Genomic DNA, 17174 nt, shown 5'->3' with positions numbered 1-17174 from the left:
TACTTCAGTGCAGCGCGACGGCATGGCCGGCGGCCGGGCGGACCGACGGGATCGCCAGCGCGGCGCCCGCCGCCAGCAGCGCCGCGACGACCGCGGCCGCCAGGCACGCCGCACCGTAGCCCGCGGCGGTGCCGCCGGTGGCGCCCGTCGCGATCGCGGCCAGGACCGCGACGCCGAGCGCCGCCCCGACCTCGTGCGCGGTGCCCATCAGGCCCGAGGCCATCCCGGCTTGTTGATGGTCTACGTCGGAGAGCGCGGTGATCGACGTCGCCGGGAACGCCACGCCGATCCCGAGGCCGAAGACGAGCAGGCCCGGCAGGAGGTCGGTCGCGTAGCGGGCGTGGTCCGGCGCGAGCGCGAGCAGGCCCGTCCCGACCGCGACGAGCGCGAGGCCGGCGGCGATCAGGGTCCGAGTGCCGGCCTGCTGCACCAGGCGCTGCGTGACGTGGACGCCGAGCGCGGTCATCGCGACGAGCGGCAGGAACGCGAGGCCGGTGTCGAGCGCCGACCAGTGCAGGACCGACTGGAGGTAGAGCGAGTTGAGGAAGAACGCGCCGGCCATGATGCCGGTCGCGCCGAGCATCACGATGCTGCCCGCGGCGAGCGTGGGGTTCCTGAGCAGGCGCGGCGGGACGAGCGGGTCGTTCGACCGCGTTTCGATCACCGCGCACGCGGCGAGCAGCGCGACCGCGACGCCGATGAGCGACAGCGTCCGCGCCGAGCCCCAGCCGTGCTCGGCGGCGCCGGAGAAGGCGTACACCAACGTCGCGAGGCCGGCGACGGCGGTGAGCGCGCCCGGGAGGTCGAGCCTGCCGGTGCGCCGTTCCGCCTCGTCACGGACGATCCGCACCGCGGCGACGCCCGCGACGAGGCCGACCGGGACGTTGACGAGGAAGATCCAGCGCCAGTCCAGCCACGTCGTCAGCAGCCCACCGGCGACCGCGCCGACCGCGATCCCACCGGAGGCGACCGCACCCCAGATCGCCAGCGCGGTCGCGCGCTGCTGCCCCTCGTACGTGACGGCGACGAGCGCGAGCGCCGAAGGCGTCATGACCGACGCGCCGACGCCCTGGATGGCGCGCGCGCCGATCAGGAACCCACTCGTCGGCGCGAGCCCGGAGGCGAGCGACGCACCCGTGAAGACCACGAGCCCCGCGACGAACGCCCGCTTGCGGCCAACGCCATCCGCGACCCGCCCACCGACCAGCAACAACCCGCCACTGCACAGGATGTACGCCGTGACGACCCACGACAGATCCGCCGCCTTCAGGTCCAGAGCACCACCGATCGACGGCAAAGCGACGTTCACGATCGCGATGTCCAACACCACCATGAACTGCGCAGCAACCAACACACCAAGCGTCGCCCAAGACGCCCGGCCCGGATGGGGAGAGGGAACCACACCAACCTCCTTGGGTTGACGAGAGTGTCAACCCAAGGTAGCCGTGCTTTACAGCTCTGTCAACTTTGCGACATCATGCTTCGCGGAACGAAAGACGGCGCGACCAACGACACCGGACGGCCGACGGCAAGACCGCGACCACTCGCGCCACCGCTGACGACAACGATCAGCGAAGCGCCCTCAACCGAACCGCCCGCAGGACCGCAGCATGTTGTTGCGGAACGAGGGACCGCGCGACCAGCGGCGATCAGGCGCGTGGAGCGAGTGGCGGTGGAGGTGCCGCGGCAGTGGTGCGCGTGACTGGTGCGTCAGGCGCAGAGCATGCGCTCGAGGAGGTCCGCAAGCGCGTCGCGGTCGGCGGCGGAGACGAGCGGCAGGGAACCGTTGGCGCGGGCGGTCATGACGCCGAGGAGCTGGGCGACGATCAGCTCGGCGCGGAGCTTCGGGTCGTCCACGCCCGCCGCCTTCAACGACCGGGTCAGCGGCACGATCACGCGCTCGCGCAGCCGCGCGGTCACGGCGTCCAACGTCTCCGCGTCGGTCTCGGGCGCCATCAGGGCGCGCAGGACGGGGCCGACGCCGTGCTCGTCGACGCGCGCGAGGAACAGGTCGATCACCTCGCGCGGCGTGCGCTCCCGCGGCGGCGGACCGTCGTCGGCGGCGACCTCCGGCTGCGCGCCCGCGTCGGCCAGGACCGCCTGGTACAGCTCGGACTTCCCGCCGAAGTAGCGCGCGATCAGCGCCTGGTCGACGCCGGCGCGCTCGCCGATCATCCGGACCGTGGTCCCTCGGAACCCGTTGGCGTCGAACAGCTCGCGCGCCGCGACGAGCAGCGCGTCACGCGTCGCCGCGGCATCGCGACGGCGCGGTGTGGCCTCCCCCGCGCTCACGCCCGCACGCGCTCGCCGTCGAACACGCTCGGCCCGACGGCCGACGCGGCCTCCTCGACCATCAGCAGCTCGACCTCCGGATCGTCCGCGACAACAACACCCGCACGTGCGCTCGGCACCAGCAGCCACGCAACGACCGCGGTCACCGCGCACAGCGCCGCGCCGACCGCGAACGCCACCGTGTACCCCGACTCGCTCGGCAGCCCCGACGAGCCGCCGACCGTGTGCGCGGTCAGGATCGCGGCGCTCGCCGCGGACCCGACGGCGCCGCCGACGGTCCGCAGCACCTGGTTCAGCGACGTGGCGCTGCCGGTGCGCTCGGGCGGCACGGCGGCGACGATCAGGGCGGGCATCGCCGCAAAGCTACTGCCGATGCCCACCCCGGCGAGCGCCGAGGCCACGGCCAGGTCGACCATCGACCCGTGCGCGAGGGCCAGCAGCACGCCGGTCCCGGTCACGACGAGCGCGCCCAGCGGCAGCACGACGCGCATCCCGAACCGCGCGCCCACCGCCCGCGCGATCGGCGCCGAGACCAGCGACGCCAGCGACAAGGGCACCAACAACAGCCCGGTCGAGACCAGCGACGCGCCAAGGCCGTAACCGGTGACCTTCGGCGTCTGGGCAAGGCGGCTCATCAGCGACATGATCATGTACATCCCGAAGCCCATCAACAACCCGGCGGCGTTGGCCCCCATCACGGTGCGGGCGGCCATCAGGCGCAGGTCGACGAGCGGGTCGGCCGTACCCAGCTCCACGCGCGCCCATGCCAGCAGGAGCACGACCGCGGCCACCGCCGCACCGACGACGCGCGCGCTCGCCCAGCCCCACTCCTCACCCTGGGAGACCGCGAGCAGCGCCAGCGCGAGCCCGCCGCCGAGCAGGAGCGCGCCCGCGACGTCGAAGCGCCGCCTCTCGCGCGGCGCCACGACCTCACCACGCGGGATCACGGACAGGATCGCCACCGCCGCCAGCGCGCTCAGCACCGTCGCCATCGCGTAGGCGTCGTGGAAGTCGAGCTGCTGCGCGATCACGCCGGTCACCGGGTAGCCGAGCCCCGCGCCGACCGCGACCGTCACCGACAGCACCGCGATCGCCTTGCGCGCCGTCGCCGCGTCGAGCACCTCGCGCGCGATCGCGATCGTCAGCGGGACCGTCGCGTAGCCGACGCCCTGCAGCCCGCGGCCGAGCAGCAGCTGCCAGAACCGCCCGCCGCTCAGCGCAGCGACGAGCGAGCCGGCGCACACGACCAGCAGCGTCGCGACGAGCGTCGTCCGCCGCGCCGGCCCGTCGCCGATCCGCCCCAGGACCGGCGTCGCGATCGCGCCGACCAGCAGCGTCACGGTCAGCACCCACTGCGCGTTGCCGAGCGAGACGTGCTGGTCGCTCGCGATCGTCGGGATCAACGACGCACCGAGCGTCGAGACGACCGACACGACCAGCGCCGCGGCGATCAGGGACAGGCGGACGAGCCGCGGGTCAGCAGACGATGTCATCGCTCGCTGACTTTAGCGGACGGAGCCGCGCGCTTGGCGGCTAGGCGCTCAGCGGGATCGCGCCGGAGCGCGTCCGCAGCGTGGCGGTCGTCCCGCCGGCGTGAACCTCCAACCCACCACCGAGCGCGGCATCCAGGACATCCTCGAACCAACCCGCCAGCGCGTCGATCTCCGCTTCGACCCAATGGCGAGACGCGACGAACCCGCGCCTGCCCAGCAGGAAGTGGACGTGGTGGTCGTGGGCCGCGACCAGGACGAGCGGCGCGCCCGCGTCGTCCTTGAGCGAGAACCACGGCGCGCTCGCGCCGGCGGGCTCGGCCAGCTTCACCGGCTCGCGGCCGTGGCGGCGCAGGACGCGCGTGACGACCGGCGCCAGCGCGGCGCGGATCCGGTGGGAGTCGGGCTCGGAGGAGGAGGGCTCATCCATCGGGGCGCCACCTTATCGGTTCGACACCACAATTCTGATGGAGCTTCCTGCGCACTCGCGATGTCAAGACCCCGCGCGCAGGGCCAGCACCGCGTTCAGGTCGTCGGCCTCGTCGGCCCGCTTGTCCTCGCGATAGCGCAGCACCCGCGCGAACCGCAGCGCCACGCCGCCCGGATAGCGCGGCGACGTCTGCACGCCGTCGAAGGCGATCTCGACGACCAGCCGAGGCTCCACGAACACGGTGATCCCCTCCTCCCGCACCGCCAGCGCGCCAAGCTGCTCGGTCTGCCACGCCAGCAGCTCGTCGGTCAGCCCCTTGAACGTCTTGCCGAGCATCACGAACCCGTCGCTGCCGTCGACCGCCCGCGCGCCCAGATGCAGGTTCGACAGCCACCCGCGCCGCCGCCCGTGCCCCCACTCGGCGGCCAGCACCACCAGGTCGAGCGTGTGCCGCGGCTTGACCTTCAGCCACCCCGCGCCCCGCCGTCCCGCGGCGTAGACCGCGTCGAGGTCCTTCGCCACGACGCCCTCGTGCCCCGCCGCCAGCGCCGCCTCGAAGTGCTCCCGAGCAACCCCTACATCATCGGTGACCACCCGCGCCACGCGCAGCGCGTCATCCGGGACCGCCCGCCGCAGCGCCTCGTCGCGCACCCGCAGCGGCACGTCGAGCAGGTCCTCGTCCTCGAGCGCCAAGATGTCGAAGAACACCGGGACCACCCCCGCCGCGCCCGACGCCACGCGCGACGACGTCACCTGGAACGGCTCCGGCCGCCCGTCCGCCCGGAACGCGATCGCCTCGCCGTCGAGCACGAAGCGATCGAAGGGCAGCGCCCGCGCCGCCTCCACCACCTCCGGCAGCCGCGCCGTCAGGTCGTCGAGCGACCGCGACGCGATCAGCACCTCGTCCCCGGAGCGATGGACCTGGATCCGCGCGCCGTCGAGCTTCCAGTCGACCGCGGCCTCCCCCAGCTTCTCCATCGCCTCCTCCAGCGACGCGGCCGGCGAGGCGAGCATCGGCCCGACCGGCCGCCCCACCTCCAAAGCGAACGACCCCAACCCGGCGGCCCCCTCGCGCAACACGACCTCAGCCACCACCCGCGCATCGCCCCGCAGCATCGTCGCCCGGTCGACCGCCCTCCGCGGCAGCCCCGTCGCCTGCGCGACCGCGTCGGCCATCACGCCAGCCAGCGCGCCTTGGCGCAGCTCCCCGCCGATCAGCGCGCGCAGGAACCCCTGCTCCTCCGCGGTCGCGCGCGCGAACAACGACGCCACCGTCTCCCGCCGCGCCGCTTGGGACCCGGACCCGCTCATCGCGGAGACCTCCTCCAGCACGACATCGACGTCGCCGATCGTCAAAGACGCCTCAGCCGCCGGCTCCGGCAGGTCCGCCAGCGTCCGCCACCCCACGCCCGTGCGCCGCTGGCGCAGCTCGCCCGACAGGTACGCGACCCCCGGCTCGACCTCACCCGGCTCCAGCCCGCGCAGCGCCTCGGCCAGCAGCGCGGCCTTCTCCTTCCGCGAGCGTGTGGCCCCGACGGCGAGCGACGTGGCGGCGAGGTCGGCGAAGCGCATGGTGCCCATCATCCTGTCGTACGGGGTAAGGTCCCGCGGCGCCCAAAAGGCGCGCCCCCGCGCTTTGGTCTTCTCGTCCCCGACGTTCCTCTTCGCCTTCCTGCCGGTCGTCCTCCTGGCGACCTGGGCGACCCCCGCGCGCTTCCGGCGCTTCGTCCTGCTCGCGGCCTCGGCGGTCTTCTACGCCTGGGGCGTCCAGGGCGTGCTGGCGATCGTGTGGGCCAGCGCGCTCGCCGACTGGGCGCTCGCGCTCGGGATCCAGAAGGCCCGCAAGGACGACAACAAGCGCCGCGCCAACGCGCTGCTGACGCTCGGCATCGTCCAGAACCTCGCGATCCTCGGCTACTACAAGTACCTCGGGTTCGCCAGCGACCAGCTCGACCACCTCGCGTCGATCTTCGGCGCCGGCGGCCCCGGGATCGCGCACGTCGCGCTCCCGATCGGCGTGTCGTTCTTCACGTTCGAGAAGATCAGCTACGTCGTCGACGTCTGGCGCGGCGACGTCGAGCCGCGCAAGGACCCCACCGACGTCCTGCTCTTCGTCAGCCTCTTCCCGCGCTCGATCGCCGGCCCGATCGTCCGCCTGCGCGAGATCCAGCAGGACCTCCACACGCCGCGCCCGCGCGCGCAGGACGCGTCCGACGGCGCGATCCGCTTCGCGCACGGCCTCGCCAAGAAGGTCCTGATCGCCGACCAGCTCGCGCCGATCGCCGACGCGGCGTTCGCGACCGCCAACAGCGGCGACGGCACCGCGCTGACGACCTCCGCCGCCTGGCTCGGCGCGTTCGCCTACACCTTGCAGTTGTACTACGACTTCTCCGGCTACAGCGACATGGCGATCGGCATCGGCAGGATGCTCGGCTTCCACCTGCCGGAGAACTTCGACCGCCCGTACTCCTCGCACTCGATCACCGAGTTCTGGCGCCGCTGGCACATGACGCTGTCGCGCTGGTTCCGCGACTACGTGTACATCTCGCTCGGCGGCAACCGCGGCGGCATCAACGCGACCTACCGCAACCTGATCATCGTGTTCGCGCTGACCGGCCTCTGGCACGGCGCGGCGTGGTCGTTCGTGCTCTGGGGTCTGTACCACGGCGCCTGGCTGCTGGTCGAGCGCGCGACCGGCCTGCGCGCTGTCGGCGGCCAGCCGATCAAGTACCCCATCTTGCGCCGCGCGACGACGTTCCTGATCGTCCTGGTCGGCTGGGTCCTCTTCCGCGCCGGTTCGCTCAGCACCGCTGAGCACTACTACAAAGCGATGCTCGGCTTCCGCGGCGGCTTCACCGACGCGGTCGACACCGCGCTGACCCACCAGGCGCTGTTCGTGCTCCTGGTCGCCGCGGTGATCGTCGTCCTGCCCGGCCGCCGCAGCGCCGGCCGCTGGCTGACCGAGGCCGTCGGCCGGATCCCGGACGTCGCCCGCACCGCGAGCCTCGCGCTCGGCGCGCCGCTGGCGCTCGTCTACGTCCTGTCCACGGGCTTCCACCCCTTCCTGTACTTCCAGTTCTAGGCCATGCCCGCGCGCAAGCTCCTCCCCATCGCCTGGCTCGTCGCGCTGCTGGTCGCCCCCGCCGCGATCTGGGCCGGCGGCGGTCGCCAGGCGCTGCTCGACAACCGGCCCAAGACCGCGTTCCCGGCCAAGAACATCAAGTCGCTGCGCCACGACGCGACCTACAGGCAGTTCGACGCCGCCTTCTTCGAGCGCCTCCCGGTGCGCGCCCGCGCGCTGTCGATCCACGGCAAGATCGCGGTCGACCTGTTCCACGACTCGTCGGCGCCCGACGTCGTCCTCGGCCACCACGGCTACCGCTACTTCACGCCCGGCACGCGCACGTGCGGCGACTCGCCGCCCGCCCACGACCCGGCCGACGCCGCCCAGATCCTGGCGCTGACGCTCGTCGCCGCCGGCAAGCGCGCGCTGGTCCTGGAGCCGGCCGACAAGCTCTTCATCCACCCGCAGGACGTTCCGGCCGGCGCCGACGGCCTGGAGCGGCTCGCGTGCGCACGCGCGCTCCAGGCGCAGGTCGAGCAGCGGCTGCTGGCCACGAAGGGCGGCGGGTCGATCGACGAGGCGCTGCGCACGCTGGAGGCCGGCGGCACGCCGACCTACCTGAAGACCGACACCCACTGGAACGGCACCGGCCGGCTGATCTACATCCGCCGCGTGCTCGACGCGCTGCGCCCCGGGCTCTCGGGCCAGATGGGCGTCGGGCTCGGCCCGCAGTACGACCGCCAGGGCGACCTGAACTCCATGCTCGGCCTGATCTCCACGACCGAGCGCGACCGCCTCGTCGTCGCCCGCAGGCCCGCGTCGCCGCCGTTCGCGCCGGGCGAGGCGCTCGTGGTCGGCGACTCGCAGACCGAGCGCTCGTTCACCGACCCGCTCCCGGGCAACGCGCCGCCGCTGGCGCAGACCGCGCTGAAGGGCGTGACGTTCTGCTCGATCCCGCACGTGATCGACATGACCTGCGACCAGGCGATCCTGAGGGCGAGGTCGATGGTGGTGGAGTCGGTCGGGCGCAACCTGATCGACTTCGACACGATGTGCGGGCGCCCGGTCGGCCTGCTCGCGGCGCGCCTGACCGGGCCGCGCGGCAGCTACCGCTCGGCCGACGACAGGCCGCGCCCGGACGCCGAGCAGGTCCGGATCGGCGAGGCCGGGACCGACACCGTGACCCTGCGCGCGCCCGGCGGCGACGCGGCGCCCTACCCGCGCCTGATCCGCCTGCCGATCGTCCGCAACCCCAAGGGCGGCGGCGTCGCGATGACCCAGCAGCCGCGCACCGGCCTCGCGGCCCCGTGCCAGGGCGCGGCCGGCGGCTCGATGGTCCTGGCGGTCCCGGCGCACCGCAAGCTGTCGGACCTGCCGATCGTGCTGCAGGCGACGGCCGGCGTCGTCCTCGGCGCGCCGCGCACGATCGCGCTCGACGGCTCACCAGCGCCGCGTGCGGCCACGCGCGAGCACCGCTAGCCCGCGGATCGTGTCGAGCTCGTCGCCCATGACGCGGGCCGCGCGCTCGACGTCGCGGTCGGTCGCCTCCGCCGCCAGCAGCGTGGTGTAGACGAGCTCGCTGCCGCGCCCGGACGGGATCGCGCGCATCCGCGTCCCGGCGTCCTTCGGGTGGTGCGGGCGCACGTAGTCGACGGTCCACGCGGGCTCGCGCTCGACGACCAGCGCGACCGTCACCTCGCCGGTAAACGTCGTCACCCGCCAGCGCCCGCCGTGCGGCGCGACCGACCGCGCGAAGGTCGGCGACCACTCGGGAAGCCGGAGCGGATCGGCGATGACGGCGAAGACCGCCACCGGTGCCGCGGGGATCGAGATGGTCCGGGTCGCCGCGCGGGCGGGGGCGATCAGGTCGGGGGCCATGGCAGCGTGGTCTTTGTCCGGATCGGTCGAGCGCGATGAGGCGCGGTACGTTGGGCGGCGTGTTCGATCACGTGACGATCCGGGTCGCCGACCGCACCCGCTCGGAGCCGTTCTTCACCGAGATCCTGCAGAGCCTCGGGGTTGACCAGAGCTATTCCACGCACGCCTTTGCAGAGTGGCGGGACTTCTCGCTGGCCCAGGCCGACGACGGCCACCCGGTGACGCGCAACGTCCACATCGGGTTCGTGGCGCCGTCGCGCGAGCAGGTCGACGCGTTCTGGAAGGCCGGCCTGGCCGCGGGCGGCGTCGACGACGGGCCGCCCGGCCCGCGCCCGCAGTACATCGACGACTACTACGGCGCGTTCCTGCGCGACCCGGACGGCAACTCGGTCGAGGCCGTCCACTACGCCGATCAGGACCACCGCGCGGTCGTCTCGCACGTGTGGATGCGCGTCGCCGACCTGCAGAAGTCGACCGCGTTCTACCGCGCGATCCTGCCCGGCGCCGGGCTGTTGGAGCGCTACGTCGGCGACGACCGCGCGACGTTCCGGGTCGCGCGCGGCGGCCACGGCGTGTCGTTCTCGGTCGTCCCGGGCGCGGTCCTGACCGAGAACGTCCACCTCGCGTTCGCGGGCAGCGAGGAGGACGTGCGCCGCTTCCACGCCGAGGCGACCGCCGCGGGCTACCGCGACAACGGCATGCCGGGCGAACGCCCGCAGTACCACCCGGGCTACTACGCGGCCTACGTCCTGGATCCGGACGGGCACAACATCGAGGTCGTGGACCACCACCGGGACTGACTCAGCGGTCAGGTATCGGACAGACCGGAAAGGCGATCGTGACATTTGCCGCTAAGGTCACCGACCCGCCGCTCGACACGGAGGTCCACACCCCACAATGCCGCGCTTCGAACGCGATCCACAGTCCGAGCTCGTCCGCCGCTACCAGCGCATCCTGCGCTCCGCCCCCGCCGAGGCGACCCGCGTCGCGACGCCGCCCCGCGCCACGACCGTCACGACCGCCGCCGGCGCACCCGCCGGCCCGCTGCGCCGCACGCCCGCTCCGGGCGCCGAGCGCGCGCCTTCCAACACCTAGGACGTCGCGGCGCGCTCTTCCCGAGCCCGCCGCCACCCGCGGCCGAGCCCGCCGCCGCGTAGCGCCCCGCCGTCGCGCGGCAGGTGCAGGCGCGGCGGGTCGGAGACGACGAGGACCGGGATGTCGCCGCGGCGCAGCATGCGCCGGGTCAGCGAGCGCGTGCAACGCACGCGGCCGGTCGTCGAGGCGCCGATGACGAGCGTGTCGTGGCGCCCGGTCTCCAGCTCGGCCAGCAGCGCCGCGCAGCCGTGCTCGCGGCGGATCAGCGTCCGCACCGGCAGGTCGGCCGGGACCCGCTCAAGGGCATCATGTTGCAGCTCGCAGGCGTCTCGCTCCAGCTGCTCGTTGAGCTGGTTGGCCGCCGTCACCGACTCGCACGGCCCGGCCGCCCAGCCCCGGACCTCCGGGATCGCGGTCAGGATCGTCAGCCGCCCGCCGTGGCGCTCGCACAGCTCGATCGCCTCGTCCAGCGCGCGCTGCGACGCCGGCGTGAAGTCGAGCCCGAGGAGCACGTTGCGGAACATCGCGGACGCGAGCCTAACCCTCTGCCGGAAGCCGGCGCGCAGGGCCGGAACCGTAGTGGCCACTCCGTTTCATGACAGGTCCAGGGTACCACGAAAACGAAGTGCTCACTCCGCTTTGCCGCTAGACTGACCGCGCTTGTCCGCGACCACGCCGCCCACCCGCCGCGACGCCGTGCGCAACCGCGCGCGGCTGGCCCGCGCCGCGACCGCGGCGTTCCGGGAGGACGGCCTCGACGTCGCCGTCGACGCGATCGCCAAGCGCGCCGGGGTCGGCGTCGCCACGCTCTACCGCCACTTCCCGACCAAGCTCGACCTCGTCGTCGCCGTCACCGAGGCGGTCTGCGAGGACCTCGACGACGCGGCCCAGGCCGCGCTGCGCGGCGCCGATGCCGACGTCCTGCGCGCGTTCCTGACCGCCGCGATGGAGCAGCAGCACGAGAACCGCGGCTTCCTGGAGGCGATCACGCAGCACGCGCTGCCCGCCGAGCAGCGCGAGCTGCTGGCCGAGCGCGTCGTGGCGATGATCGCGCCGGTCGTCGAGGCCGCGCACCGGGCCGGGACGATGGCCGCGCACCTGACCGCGGAGGACCTCCTGGTCGCGATGCGGATGCTCGGCGCCGCGGCGGCCGGGAGCGTGCGCCCGCGCCCGCCGGAGACCGCGCTGCGCGTCGTGCTCGGCGGGCTTGCCGCGCCCGCGCGCGCGTAGGCGCGCGTGAGGCGCACGGGGAGGGCGGGCGGGGAACCTATAGTGGAGCGAAGGTCCCTCCCCATGGCCGCCGGTCCTCCTCCCCGCACCCGCCCGCAGATCGTCGCCGAGCCGCTGGGCAGCACGCCGCCCGCCGGCGCGATGCCGTCCGGGCTCGACCCGCGGTCGCTGTTGCGCCACGCGCTGCAGACGGCGGCGCTGATCGCGGTGCTGGTCCTGGTCGCGGTGCTGGCGCCGGGGCTCGGCGAGGTCCGCGACCGGCTCGGCGAGGCCTCGCCCGGTTGGATCGCGGTGGCGATCGTCTTCGAGGTGCTGTCCTCGTTGTCCTACGTGATGATGTTCCGCCCGGTGTTCTGCTCGCTGATGAGCTGGCGCTCGGCGGCCGAGGTGGGGCTGAGCGAGGTCGGGATGGGCTCGATCGTCCCGGCGTCGGGCGCGGGCGGGATCGCGCTGGGCGCCTGGGTGCTGTCGCGCGCGGGCATGAAGCCGGACACGATCGCGCGGCGCTCGGTGGCCTTCCTGCTGCTCAAGTCCTCCGTGAACTTCGCGGCGGTCGCGGTCGTCGGCGTGCTCGCCTTCGCGGGCGTCATCGGCCCGTCGCAGTCACCGTGGCTGACGATCTTCCCGGCCGTGCTGAGCATCCTGGCGATCGGGTTGGTGACCCTGATCCCGCGGCTCCCCGAGGGCCCGCCGGCCGAGGAGCAGCACTCGCGCGCCCGCAAGCTGTGGCGCGGGGCGCGCAGCGCGATCGTGCGCGGGACCGGCGAGGCCGGCGTGTTGCTCAAGCGCCACAACCCGTGGCTGATCGCCGGGATCATCGGCTACTGGGCGTGGGACAACCTCGCGCTGTGGGCGACGTTCAAGGCGGTCGGGATCTCGCCCAGCGTGTCGGTCATCTTGTTGGGGTACTTGATCGGGCAGCTCGGCGGGCTGCTGCCGATCCCGGGCGGGATCGGCGGGATCGACGGCGGCCTGATCGGGACGCTCGTGGTCTACGGGGCGGGCGCCTCGAGCGCGACCGCGGCCGTGTTGTCCTATCGCTTGATCTTGTTCTGGGTCCCGCTGCTGCTCGGCGCGGTGGCGTTCTGGTCGCTGCGGCGATCGCTCGCGAAGCCTGCGGGCTTCATCCCGTGCGCTGAGTAGGCCCTCGGGTCAGTTGGGCTGCATGACGACCTGGACGAGCGTCTCGAAGCCGTCGTGGGTGATCGGCGTCCAGACGACGCCGGCGTTCTGGCTCTGGCCGTTCGACCTGTGGGAGTACGTGATCGTTCCGGGTTGCGGAGCGAACCAGACGTAGGCGTTCGGGGTCGTCGTGCCGGAGTTGTCGACGGTCACGATGTCGCCCTTCCTGACCTTGCAGCAGGCGAACGAGAGCGAGGCGGTCGGGTAGGTGTGGATCGTCGCGTCGTGGGCGGCGAGCGGGTAGACGGGGTTGGTCGTGGTCACGACGGTGACCGTGCCGTCGCCGTTGGGGCGCACGACGCTGAAGCGCAGCGGGAGGTCGACGGGCGAGTCGCCGGTCTTCAGGCGGAAGGTCGTGATCGTGCCGTCGGCGGGGACGGTCAGCGCGGCGTCCCAGAACTCGGTGTCCTCGGGCGCGAAGGTCGCCGGCAGGGCCTGCGGGGTCGCGGAGAGGTCGGAGCCGAAGGTGATCGGCGGCTTCAGCGGGGCGAGCTGCCTGGACACGCGGGCGAGGCGCTTGACGCACGACAGGGCACCGGACTGGTGGTTGGTCTCGATCTTGACGTCGGCGCACTCGAGGTCGTCGTAGACCTCGGGCAGGTCGACGCCGAAGATGTTGATGGACTTGTAGTTCGCGGCCATGTAGGCGGACTGCTGCTTGCGCAGCGCGGTGGCCATCGCGCCGAAGACGCGGCCGGCCTTGGCGCGGCCGGCGATGGCGGCGAGGGACTTCTTGATGGCCTTGGTCGAGGGGGCGCTCTTGGGGAGTTGTGCCAGGCACGCCTGGGCGGCCCTGACCTTGGACCTCGCGAACGTCTTGGAGTTGCGCGCGCCCTGGACCTGGATCGACACGCAGTCCAGCCCGGCCGCGACCCTGCCCTCGTCGCCGCCGATGTTGTTGTTGAAGATGAGGGTGGTGCCGACGTGGACCGCGCCGCGGCCGGTCGTCCCGGAGAGCGCGGTGACGAGCGCGCCGACGTTGTCGTGGAAGCTGTCGGCGGTGCCGGTCTCGGCCGCCTGGGCGCCTGCGGGTGCGACGGCAGCGGTCAACGAGAGCAGGACGGCGATCACGGCACGGCGCATGGCGTGGCATCTTGCCGTGCCGCGGCGCGCGGGTGAAGGGGACGTTGGTCCCCTAGAGCTGGCGCGTCGCCGTTCCCGCGATGTGCGGGAGGCCGCCGACGCTGAAGCGGCGTTCGTCGGCGAGCGCGAAGCCATTCCGGACCATCGCCGCGCGCGTGTCGCGGGTGAGGTGGCAGCCGGCGGCGAGCGTCGGCCACAGGCCGGTGCGGTCGAGGACCTGCTGCGCGCTCCGGCCGGCGCGGTTCTCGGCGACGACGTGCTCGTAGAAGCGAAGGACGCCGCCGGGCTTCAGCACCCGCGCGACCTCCGCCAGCGCGGCGTCCTGGTCGGCGACGCTGCAGAGCACGAGGCACGCGACCACCGCATCGGCGCTGGCGTCCGCGACGGGCAGGTGCTCCGCGGTGCCGTCGACCACCCTGACTTGGGGCGGCGCGCCCGCGGCCGCCCGCGCCCGCAGGCTCGGCTCCGGCTCGACGGCGGTGACGCTCGCCACGTCCGGCGGGTAGAACGGGAAGTTGAGGCCGTCGCCCGCGCCGACCTCGACGAGGTCGCCGCTGAGCCCGCTCAGCAACGCGGCGCGGTCACGCTTCGACATGGCCCGCGGGCCGGCGAACGCCCAGAACCTCGCGAACAGCGGATGACGATGGTCGGACATCCTCCACACCCTCTCACGCCGGTTGCGGGGACCATCGTGGTCATGGAGAACCGCCGGTCGCAACCTCGGGTGTCGGTCGTCCTCGACGCGCACCTGGAGCGCAGGGTCGGCAACTCCGTGCCCGCGCAGACCCGCGACCTCTGCACGCACGGCGCGCGGATCGTCACCGAGCGGCCGCTCGCGATCGACGAGGAGCTGACGTTCGACCTCGAGGTCGACGCCGGCACCCACCTGCGCCTTGCTTCGCGCGTGCTGCGCGAGCACCACCACTCGACGTACGCGCTGCGCTTCGAGCACCTCGAGCCCGGCGAGCAGGACGCGATCGACGCGTTCCTCGCGTCGCTGGCCACGGCACCCCACTGAGCGCGATCATGCGCGCGTGCTCCTCACCGCGCTCGACACCGCGCCCGCGACGGCCTGGCGCAACTCCGACCCGCTGACCGCGGAGGCGCTCCGGGCGCGCGAGGGCGCCGTGCTCGTCCAGTTCTGGACCTACTCGTGCGTGAACTGGCTGCGGACGCTGCCGTACGTCCGGGCGTGGCACGAGCGCTACGCGGCGTCGGGGTTGACGGTGATCGGCGCGCACGCGCCGGAGTTCTCGTTCGAGCACTCCGCTGAGAACCTCGACACCGCGCTCGCATCGTTGTCCATCCCGTACCCCGTGGTGATCGACAACGACTTCGCCCTCTGGCGAGCCTTCAACAACAACTACTGGCCAGCGGTCTACTTGATCGACCCCACAACGGGCGCGACCAAGTACACGCACTTCGGCGAAGAGTCATACGCCGAGACCGAATCCGCGATCCAATCGGCGCTGGGCCTCTCCGCCCCACCCTCGGAGATCACCGCGACCGGGCCATCCCTCGCCGCCGACTGGCCCCACGTCCGATCCCCCGAGACCTACCTCGGCACCGCGCGCGGCGAACGCCGCATCGACGCCGACGAGCCGCGCGGCGGCGGGAGCGAGCGCGCCGCGCCACCCCTCAACGCCTGGTCCCTCTCCGGCCACTGGACCCTCCTCCCCGAATCCGCCCACCTCCGCGAACCCGGCGGCACCATCACCTACACCTTCTCCGCCCGCGACGTGAACCTCGTCCTCACCGCCGACTCCGCCCCGATCCCCTTCACGGTCACCCTCGACGGCGCCCCACCCGGCGCCGACGCGGGCCTCGACGTCGATCCCTCCGGCGCCGGCGTCCTGACCGAGCCCCGCATGCACCAGCTCCTCCGCCTCCGCGAGCCGGGCGAGCACACCATCTCGATCACCTTCGCCGCACCCGGCGTCCGCGCCTACGTGCTCACCTTCGGCTGATTCACGAGGTACACGAGGCCCTCGGGCATGCTCGTGTTGTCACGGTCGGCGAGGCCGAGCGCGAGCACCGCGGCGGTCACGAGGTGCGGGTCCTCGGACTCGATAGCGATCGTCCGGGTCGTGCGGTCCTGGGCGCTGAGGTCGCTCAGTTCCGCCCTCGCGCCGTCGAAGGTGACGTGGCGGCGGTGCTTGCGCATCGCGACCGCCGTGACCGCGCCGCCGCCCGCCGCGACGATCGCCGCGAGGTCGTAGCGCGCGCCCGGGTCAAGCTCCGGGACCGGCACGCGCAGCGCGTCCAGCACCGCGGCCGCGTCGTCGGCGGACACCGGCAGCGGCGCCTTCATCACCGGGCGCCAGAGCTGGAGGCCGTCGCCGCCGACGCGCTCCAGGTGCTTGACGTCCATCAACCCGCCGCGCACCTTGACCGCGTGCCGGACGTCGTCGGACACCAAGTAGGTCTCGTCGCTGTCGGTCTCCAGCTCCGCCGGGAGCGCGGCGAGCCGCTCGGCCGCCGTCCCGAGGTCCGGGCCGAACGTGCGCCACTCCCAGCGGAAGCCCATCAGGAGGCCTGAACGGTGGCGGTCTCCGCGTCGAGCAGCGCGCGGGCCTCCAGGTTGGCGGCGTGCTGCTCCGGGCTGACCTCCGGCCAACGCAGGTCGAGCGCGCCGAGCGTGACCGCCAGGACGCGCGCGACGATCGCCTGCGTCACCCACCAGTGGTCGGCCGGGACGACGTACCAGGGCGCCCAGGGGGTCGACGTGGCGGTCAGCGCGGTCTCGAAGGCGCCGAGGTACTCGTCGAACCGCGCGCGCTCGGCGACGTCGGCGGCGTTGAACTTCCACTCCTTGCCGGGCCGGTCCAGGCGGGAGAGGAAGCGCTCCTTCTGGACGTCCTTGCCCACGTGCAGGAAGAACTTCACCACCTTGGTGCCGTTGCGATCCAGGTGCCGCTCGAAGGTGTTGATGTCCTCGTACCGCGCCGCCCAGAACGCGTCGTCGCGCGGGCCGTCCGGGAGCCGCTGCGGAGCGAGCCATTCCGGATGCACGCGCAGCGCGACGACCTCCTCGTAGTGCGAGCGGTTGAAGATCCCGATCCGCCCCCGCTCCGGCAGCGCCCTGGAGATGCGCCACAGGAAGTCATGGTCCAGCTCTTCCGCCGACGGCCTGCGGAACGAGACGACGTCCACACCCTGCGGGTTCATCCCCGACATGACGTGCTTGATGACCGAGTCCTTGCCGGCCGCATCCATCGCCTGGAGTACCACCAGGACCGCGTAGCGATCGCTGGCCCACAACAGCTCCTGCGCCTCGGCCAGCTCAGCGACACCCTCGGCGATCACATCCTGCGCCAGGCGCTGGCGCTCATCGCTCGCGAGATGCGCGAGATCCTCACCGCCGGTCCACCCCGGATCCCGCGCCGCCAAGCCCGCCGGTTCGCCCGGCGTGACGATCAGCTGATCCACC

Annotated in this window: 19 protein-coding genes; 8 read left to right on the top strand and 11 right to left on the bottom strand. The window is 73.0% G+C overall.

Annotated elements, in window-relative coordinates:
- Window positions 1–4 precede the first annotated feature (4 nt).
- From H030_RS0105850 to H030_RS0105830, 5 genes are all read right to left on the bottom strand, one after another.
- Window positions 5–1351: an MFS transporter gene (locus H030_RS0105850; protein WP_155891858.1), complete on the bottom strand. Its 1347-nt coding sequence runs from the start codon at window positions 1349–1351 to the stop codon at window positions 5–7.
- 359 nt (window positions 1352–1710) lie between these two features.
- Window positions 1711–2292, bottom strand: coding sequence for a TetR/AcrR family transcriptional regulator (locus tag H030_RS29655; RefSeq protein ID WP_051221824.1), 582 nt, complete (start codon window positions 2290–2292; stop codon window positions 1711–1713).
- The gene (locus tag H030_RS29650) at window positions 2289–3785 is read right to left on the bottom strand and encodes an MFS transporter (RefSeq protein WP_051221821.1); all 1497 of its coding nucleotides are present in this window, start codon (window positions 3783–3785) and stop codon (window positions 2289–2291) included. The genes H030_RS29655 and H030_RS29650 overlap by 4 nt, the downstream gene beginning before the upstream one ends.
- A 40-nt stretch (window positions 3786–3825) precedes the next feature.
- Window positions 3826–4212: a hypothetical protein gene (locus H030_RS0105835; protein WP_027005432.1), complete on the bottom strand. Its 387-nt coding sequence runs from the start codon at window positions 4210–4212 to the stop codon at window positions 3826–3828.
- Window positions 4213–4275: 63 nt separating this feature from the next.
- A complete protein-coding gene (locus H030_RS0105830; RefSeq protein ID WP_027005431.1) occupies window positions 4276–5784 on the bottom strand; it encodes an ATP-dependent DNA ligase in 1509 nt (502 codons plus the stop codon).
- A 64-nt stretch (window positions 5785–5848) separates the two neighbouring features.
- Between H030_RS0105830 and H030_RS0105825 the strand changes: the two genes are divergently transcribed.
- Together H030_RS0105825 and H030_RS0105820 are read left to right on the top strand one after the other, a co-directional pair.
- On the top strand, window positions 5849–7294 hold the full coding sequence (locus tag H030_RS0105825; protein ID WP_027005430.1) for an MBOAT family O-acyltransferase: 1446 nt from the start codon (window positions 5849–5851) through the stop codon (window positions 7292–7294).
- Between the two features lie 3 nt (window positions 7295–7297).
- Window positions 7298–8755 (top strand): alginate O-acetyltransferase AlgX-related protein, encoded by a 1458-nt coding sequence (locus H030_RS0105820; RefSeq protein ID WP_027005429.1) that lies wholly within the window; start codon window positions 7298–7300, stop codon window positions 8753–8755.
- Here the strand turns inward: H030_RS0105820 and H030_RS29645 are convergent.
- Window positions 8717–9154: an SRPBCC family protein gene (locus H030_RS29645; protein WP_035125899.1), complete on the bottom strand. Its 438-nt coding sequence runs from the start codon at window positions 9152–9154 to the stop codon at window positions 8717–8719. The two genes, H030_RS0105820 and H030_RS29645, sit on opposite strands and share 39 nt — an antisense overlap.
- Window positions 9155–9213: 59 nt before the next feature.
- Here H030_RS29645 and H030_RS36435 point away from each other — a divergent pair, with 59 nt between their 5' ends.
- Together H030_RS36435 and H030_RS38890 are read left to right on the top strand one after the other, a co-directional pair.
- The gene (locus tag H030_RS36435; RefSeq protein WP_051221819.1) at window positions 9214–9954 is read left to right on the top strand and encodes a VOC family protein; all 741 of its coding nucleotides are present in this window, start codon (window positions 9214–9216) and stop codon (window positions 9952–9954) included.
- A 97-nt stretch (window positions 9955–10051) separates the two neighbouring features.
- The gene (locus tag H030_RS38890) at window positions 10052–10249 is read left to right on the top strand and encodes a hypothetical protein (RefSeq protein WP_027005428.1); all 198 of its coding nucleotides are present in this window, start codon (window positions 10052–10054) and stop codon (window positions 10247–10249) included.
- Here the strand turns inward: H030_RS38890 and H030_RS29640 are convergent.
- Window positions 10246–10773 carry a universal stress protein gene (locus tag H030_RS29640; protein ID WP_035125897.1) on the bottom strand — a complete coding sequence of 176 codons (528 nt, stop codon included), beginning with the start codon at window positions 10771–10773 and terminating at the stop codon, window positions 10246–10248. The genes H030_RS38890 and H030_RS29640 overlap by 4 nt on opposite strands.
- Before the next feature lie 136 nt (window positions 10774–10909).
- Between H030_RS29640 and H030_RS36430 the strand changes: the two genes are divergently transcribed.
- A complete protein-coding gene (locus H030_RS36430) occupies window positions 10910–11479 on the top strand; it encodes a TetR/AcrR family transcriptional regulator (RefSeq protein ID WP_051221817.1) in 570 nt (189 codons plus the stop codon).
- 63 nt (window positions 11480–11542) lie between these two features.
- Window positions 11543–12622 carry a flippase-like domain-containing protein gene (locus H030_RS29630; RefSeq protein WP_081690540.1) on the top strand — a complete coding sequence of 360 codons (1080 nt, stop codon included), beginning with the start codon at window positions 11543–11545 and terminating at the stop codon, window positions 12620–12622.
- A 9-nt stretch (window positions 12623–12631) separates the two neighbouring features.
- Here H030_RS29630 and H030_RS0105780 read toward each other — a convergent pair whose 3' ends face one another.
- A complete protein-coding gene (locus H030_RS0105780) occupies window positions 12632–13744 on the bottom strand; it encodes a hypothetical protein (protein WP_027005427.1) in 1113 nt (370 codons plus the stop codon).
- Between the two features lie 52 nt (window positions 13745–13796).
- Entirely contained in the window at window positions 13797–14399 is a 603-nt protein-coding gene (locus H030_RS0105775) for a class I SAM-dependent methyltransferase (RefSeq protein WP_027005426.1), read from the bottom strand.
- Between the two features lie 42 nt (window positions 14400–14441).
- On the opposite strand from H030_RS0105775, the gene H030_RS0105770 reads away from it, so the two are divergent.
- Complete coding sequence (locus tag H030_RS0105770) at window positions 14442–14762, top strand: PilZ domain-containing protein (protein ID WP_196809011.1); 321 nt, start codon at window positions 14442–14444, stop codon at window positions 14760–14762.
- A gap of 16 nt (window positions 14763–14778) precedes the next feature.
- Window positions 14779–15711: a hypothetical protein gene (locus H030_RS29625; protein WP_051221816.1), complete on the top strand. Its 933-nt coding sequence runs from the start codon at window positions 14779–14781 to the stop codon at window positions 15709–15711.
- On the opposite strand, the gene H030_RS29620 is transcribed toward H030_RS29625, so the two are convergent.
- Complete coding sequence (locus H030_RS29620; protein WP_051221814.1) at window positions 15690–16271, bottom strand: hypothetical protein; 582 nt, start codon at window positions 16269–16271, stop codon at window positions 15690–15692. The genes H030_RS29625 and H030_RS29620 overlap by 22 nt on opposite strands.
- Window positions 16271–17173, bottom strand: a complete 903-nt coding sequence (locus H030_RS0105755) for a PPK2 family polyphosphate kinase (RefSeq protein WP_231398369.1) — start codon at window positions 17171–17173, stop codon at window positions 16271–16273. The genes H030_RS29620 and H030_RS0105755 overlap by 1 nt, the downstream gene beginning before the upstream one ends.
- Window position 17174 lies beyond the last annotated feature (1 nt).

This window comes from Conexibacter woesei Iso977N, from assembly GCF_000424625.1.
Taxonomy (GTDB): Bacteria; Actinomycetota; Thermoleophilia; order Solirubrobacterales; family Solirubrobacteraceae; genus Baekduia; species Baekduia woesei_A.
This window is presented reverse-complemented; position numbering and strand designations above follow the sequence as displayed.

Coding starts and splice junctions, on each gene's coding strand:
- H030_RS29650 (WP_051221821.1), bottom strand. CDS start 3,785: ATGACATCGTCTGCTGACCCGCGGCTCGTCCGCCTGTCCCTGATCGCC.
- H030_RS0105835 (WP_027005432.1), bottom strand. CDS start 4,212: ATGGATGAGCCCTCCTCCTCCGAGCCCGACTCCCACCGGATCCGCGCC.
- H030_RS0105830 (WP_027005431.1), bottom strand. CDS start 5,784: ATGCGCTTCGCCGACCTCGCCGCCACGTCGCTCGCCGTCGGGGCCACA.
- H030_RS0105820 (WP_027005429.1), top strand. CDS start 7,298: ATGCCCGCGCGCAAGCTCCTCCCCATCGCCTGGCTCGTCGCGCTGCTG.
- H030_RS29645 (WP_035125899.1), bottom strand. CDS start 9,154: ATGGCCCCCGACCTGATCGCCCCCGCCCGCGCGGCGACCCGGACCATC.
- H030_RS38890 (WP_027005428.1), top strand. CDS start 10,052: ATGCCGCGCTTCGAACGCGATCCACAGTCCGAGCTCGTCCGCCGCTAC.
- H030_RS29640 (WP_035125897.1), bottom strand. CDS start 10,773: ATGTTCCGCAACGTGCTCCTCGGGCTCGACTTCACGCCGGCGTCGCAG.
- H030_RS29630 (WP_081690540.1), top strand. CDS start 11,543: ATGGCCGCCGGTCCTCCTCCCCGCACCCGCCCGCAGATCGTCGCCGAG.
- H030_RS0105780 (WP_027005427.1), bottom strand. CDS start 13,744: ATGCGCCGTGCCGTGATCGCCGTCCTGCTCTCGTTGACCGCTGCCGTC.
- H030_RS0105775 (WP_027005426.1), bottom strand. CDS start 14,399: ATGTCCGACCATCGTCATCCGCTGTTCGCGAGGTTCTGGGCGTTCGCC.
- H030_RS0105770 (WP_196809011.1), top strand. CDS start 14,442: ATGGAGAACCGCCGGTCGCAACCTCGGGTGTCGGTCGTCCTCGACGCG.
- H030_RS29620 (WP_051221814.1), bottom strand. CDS start 16,271: ATGGGCTTCCGCTGGGAGTGGCGCACGTTCGGCCCGGACCTCGGGACG.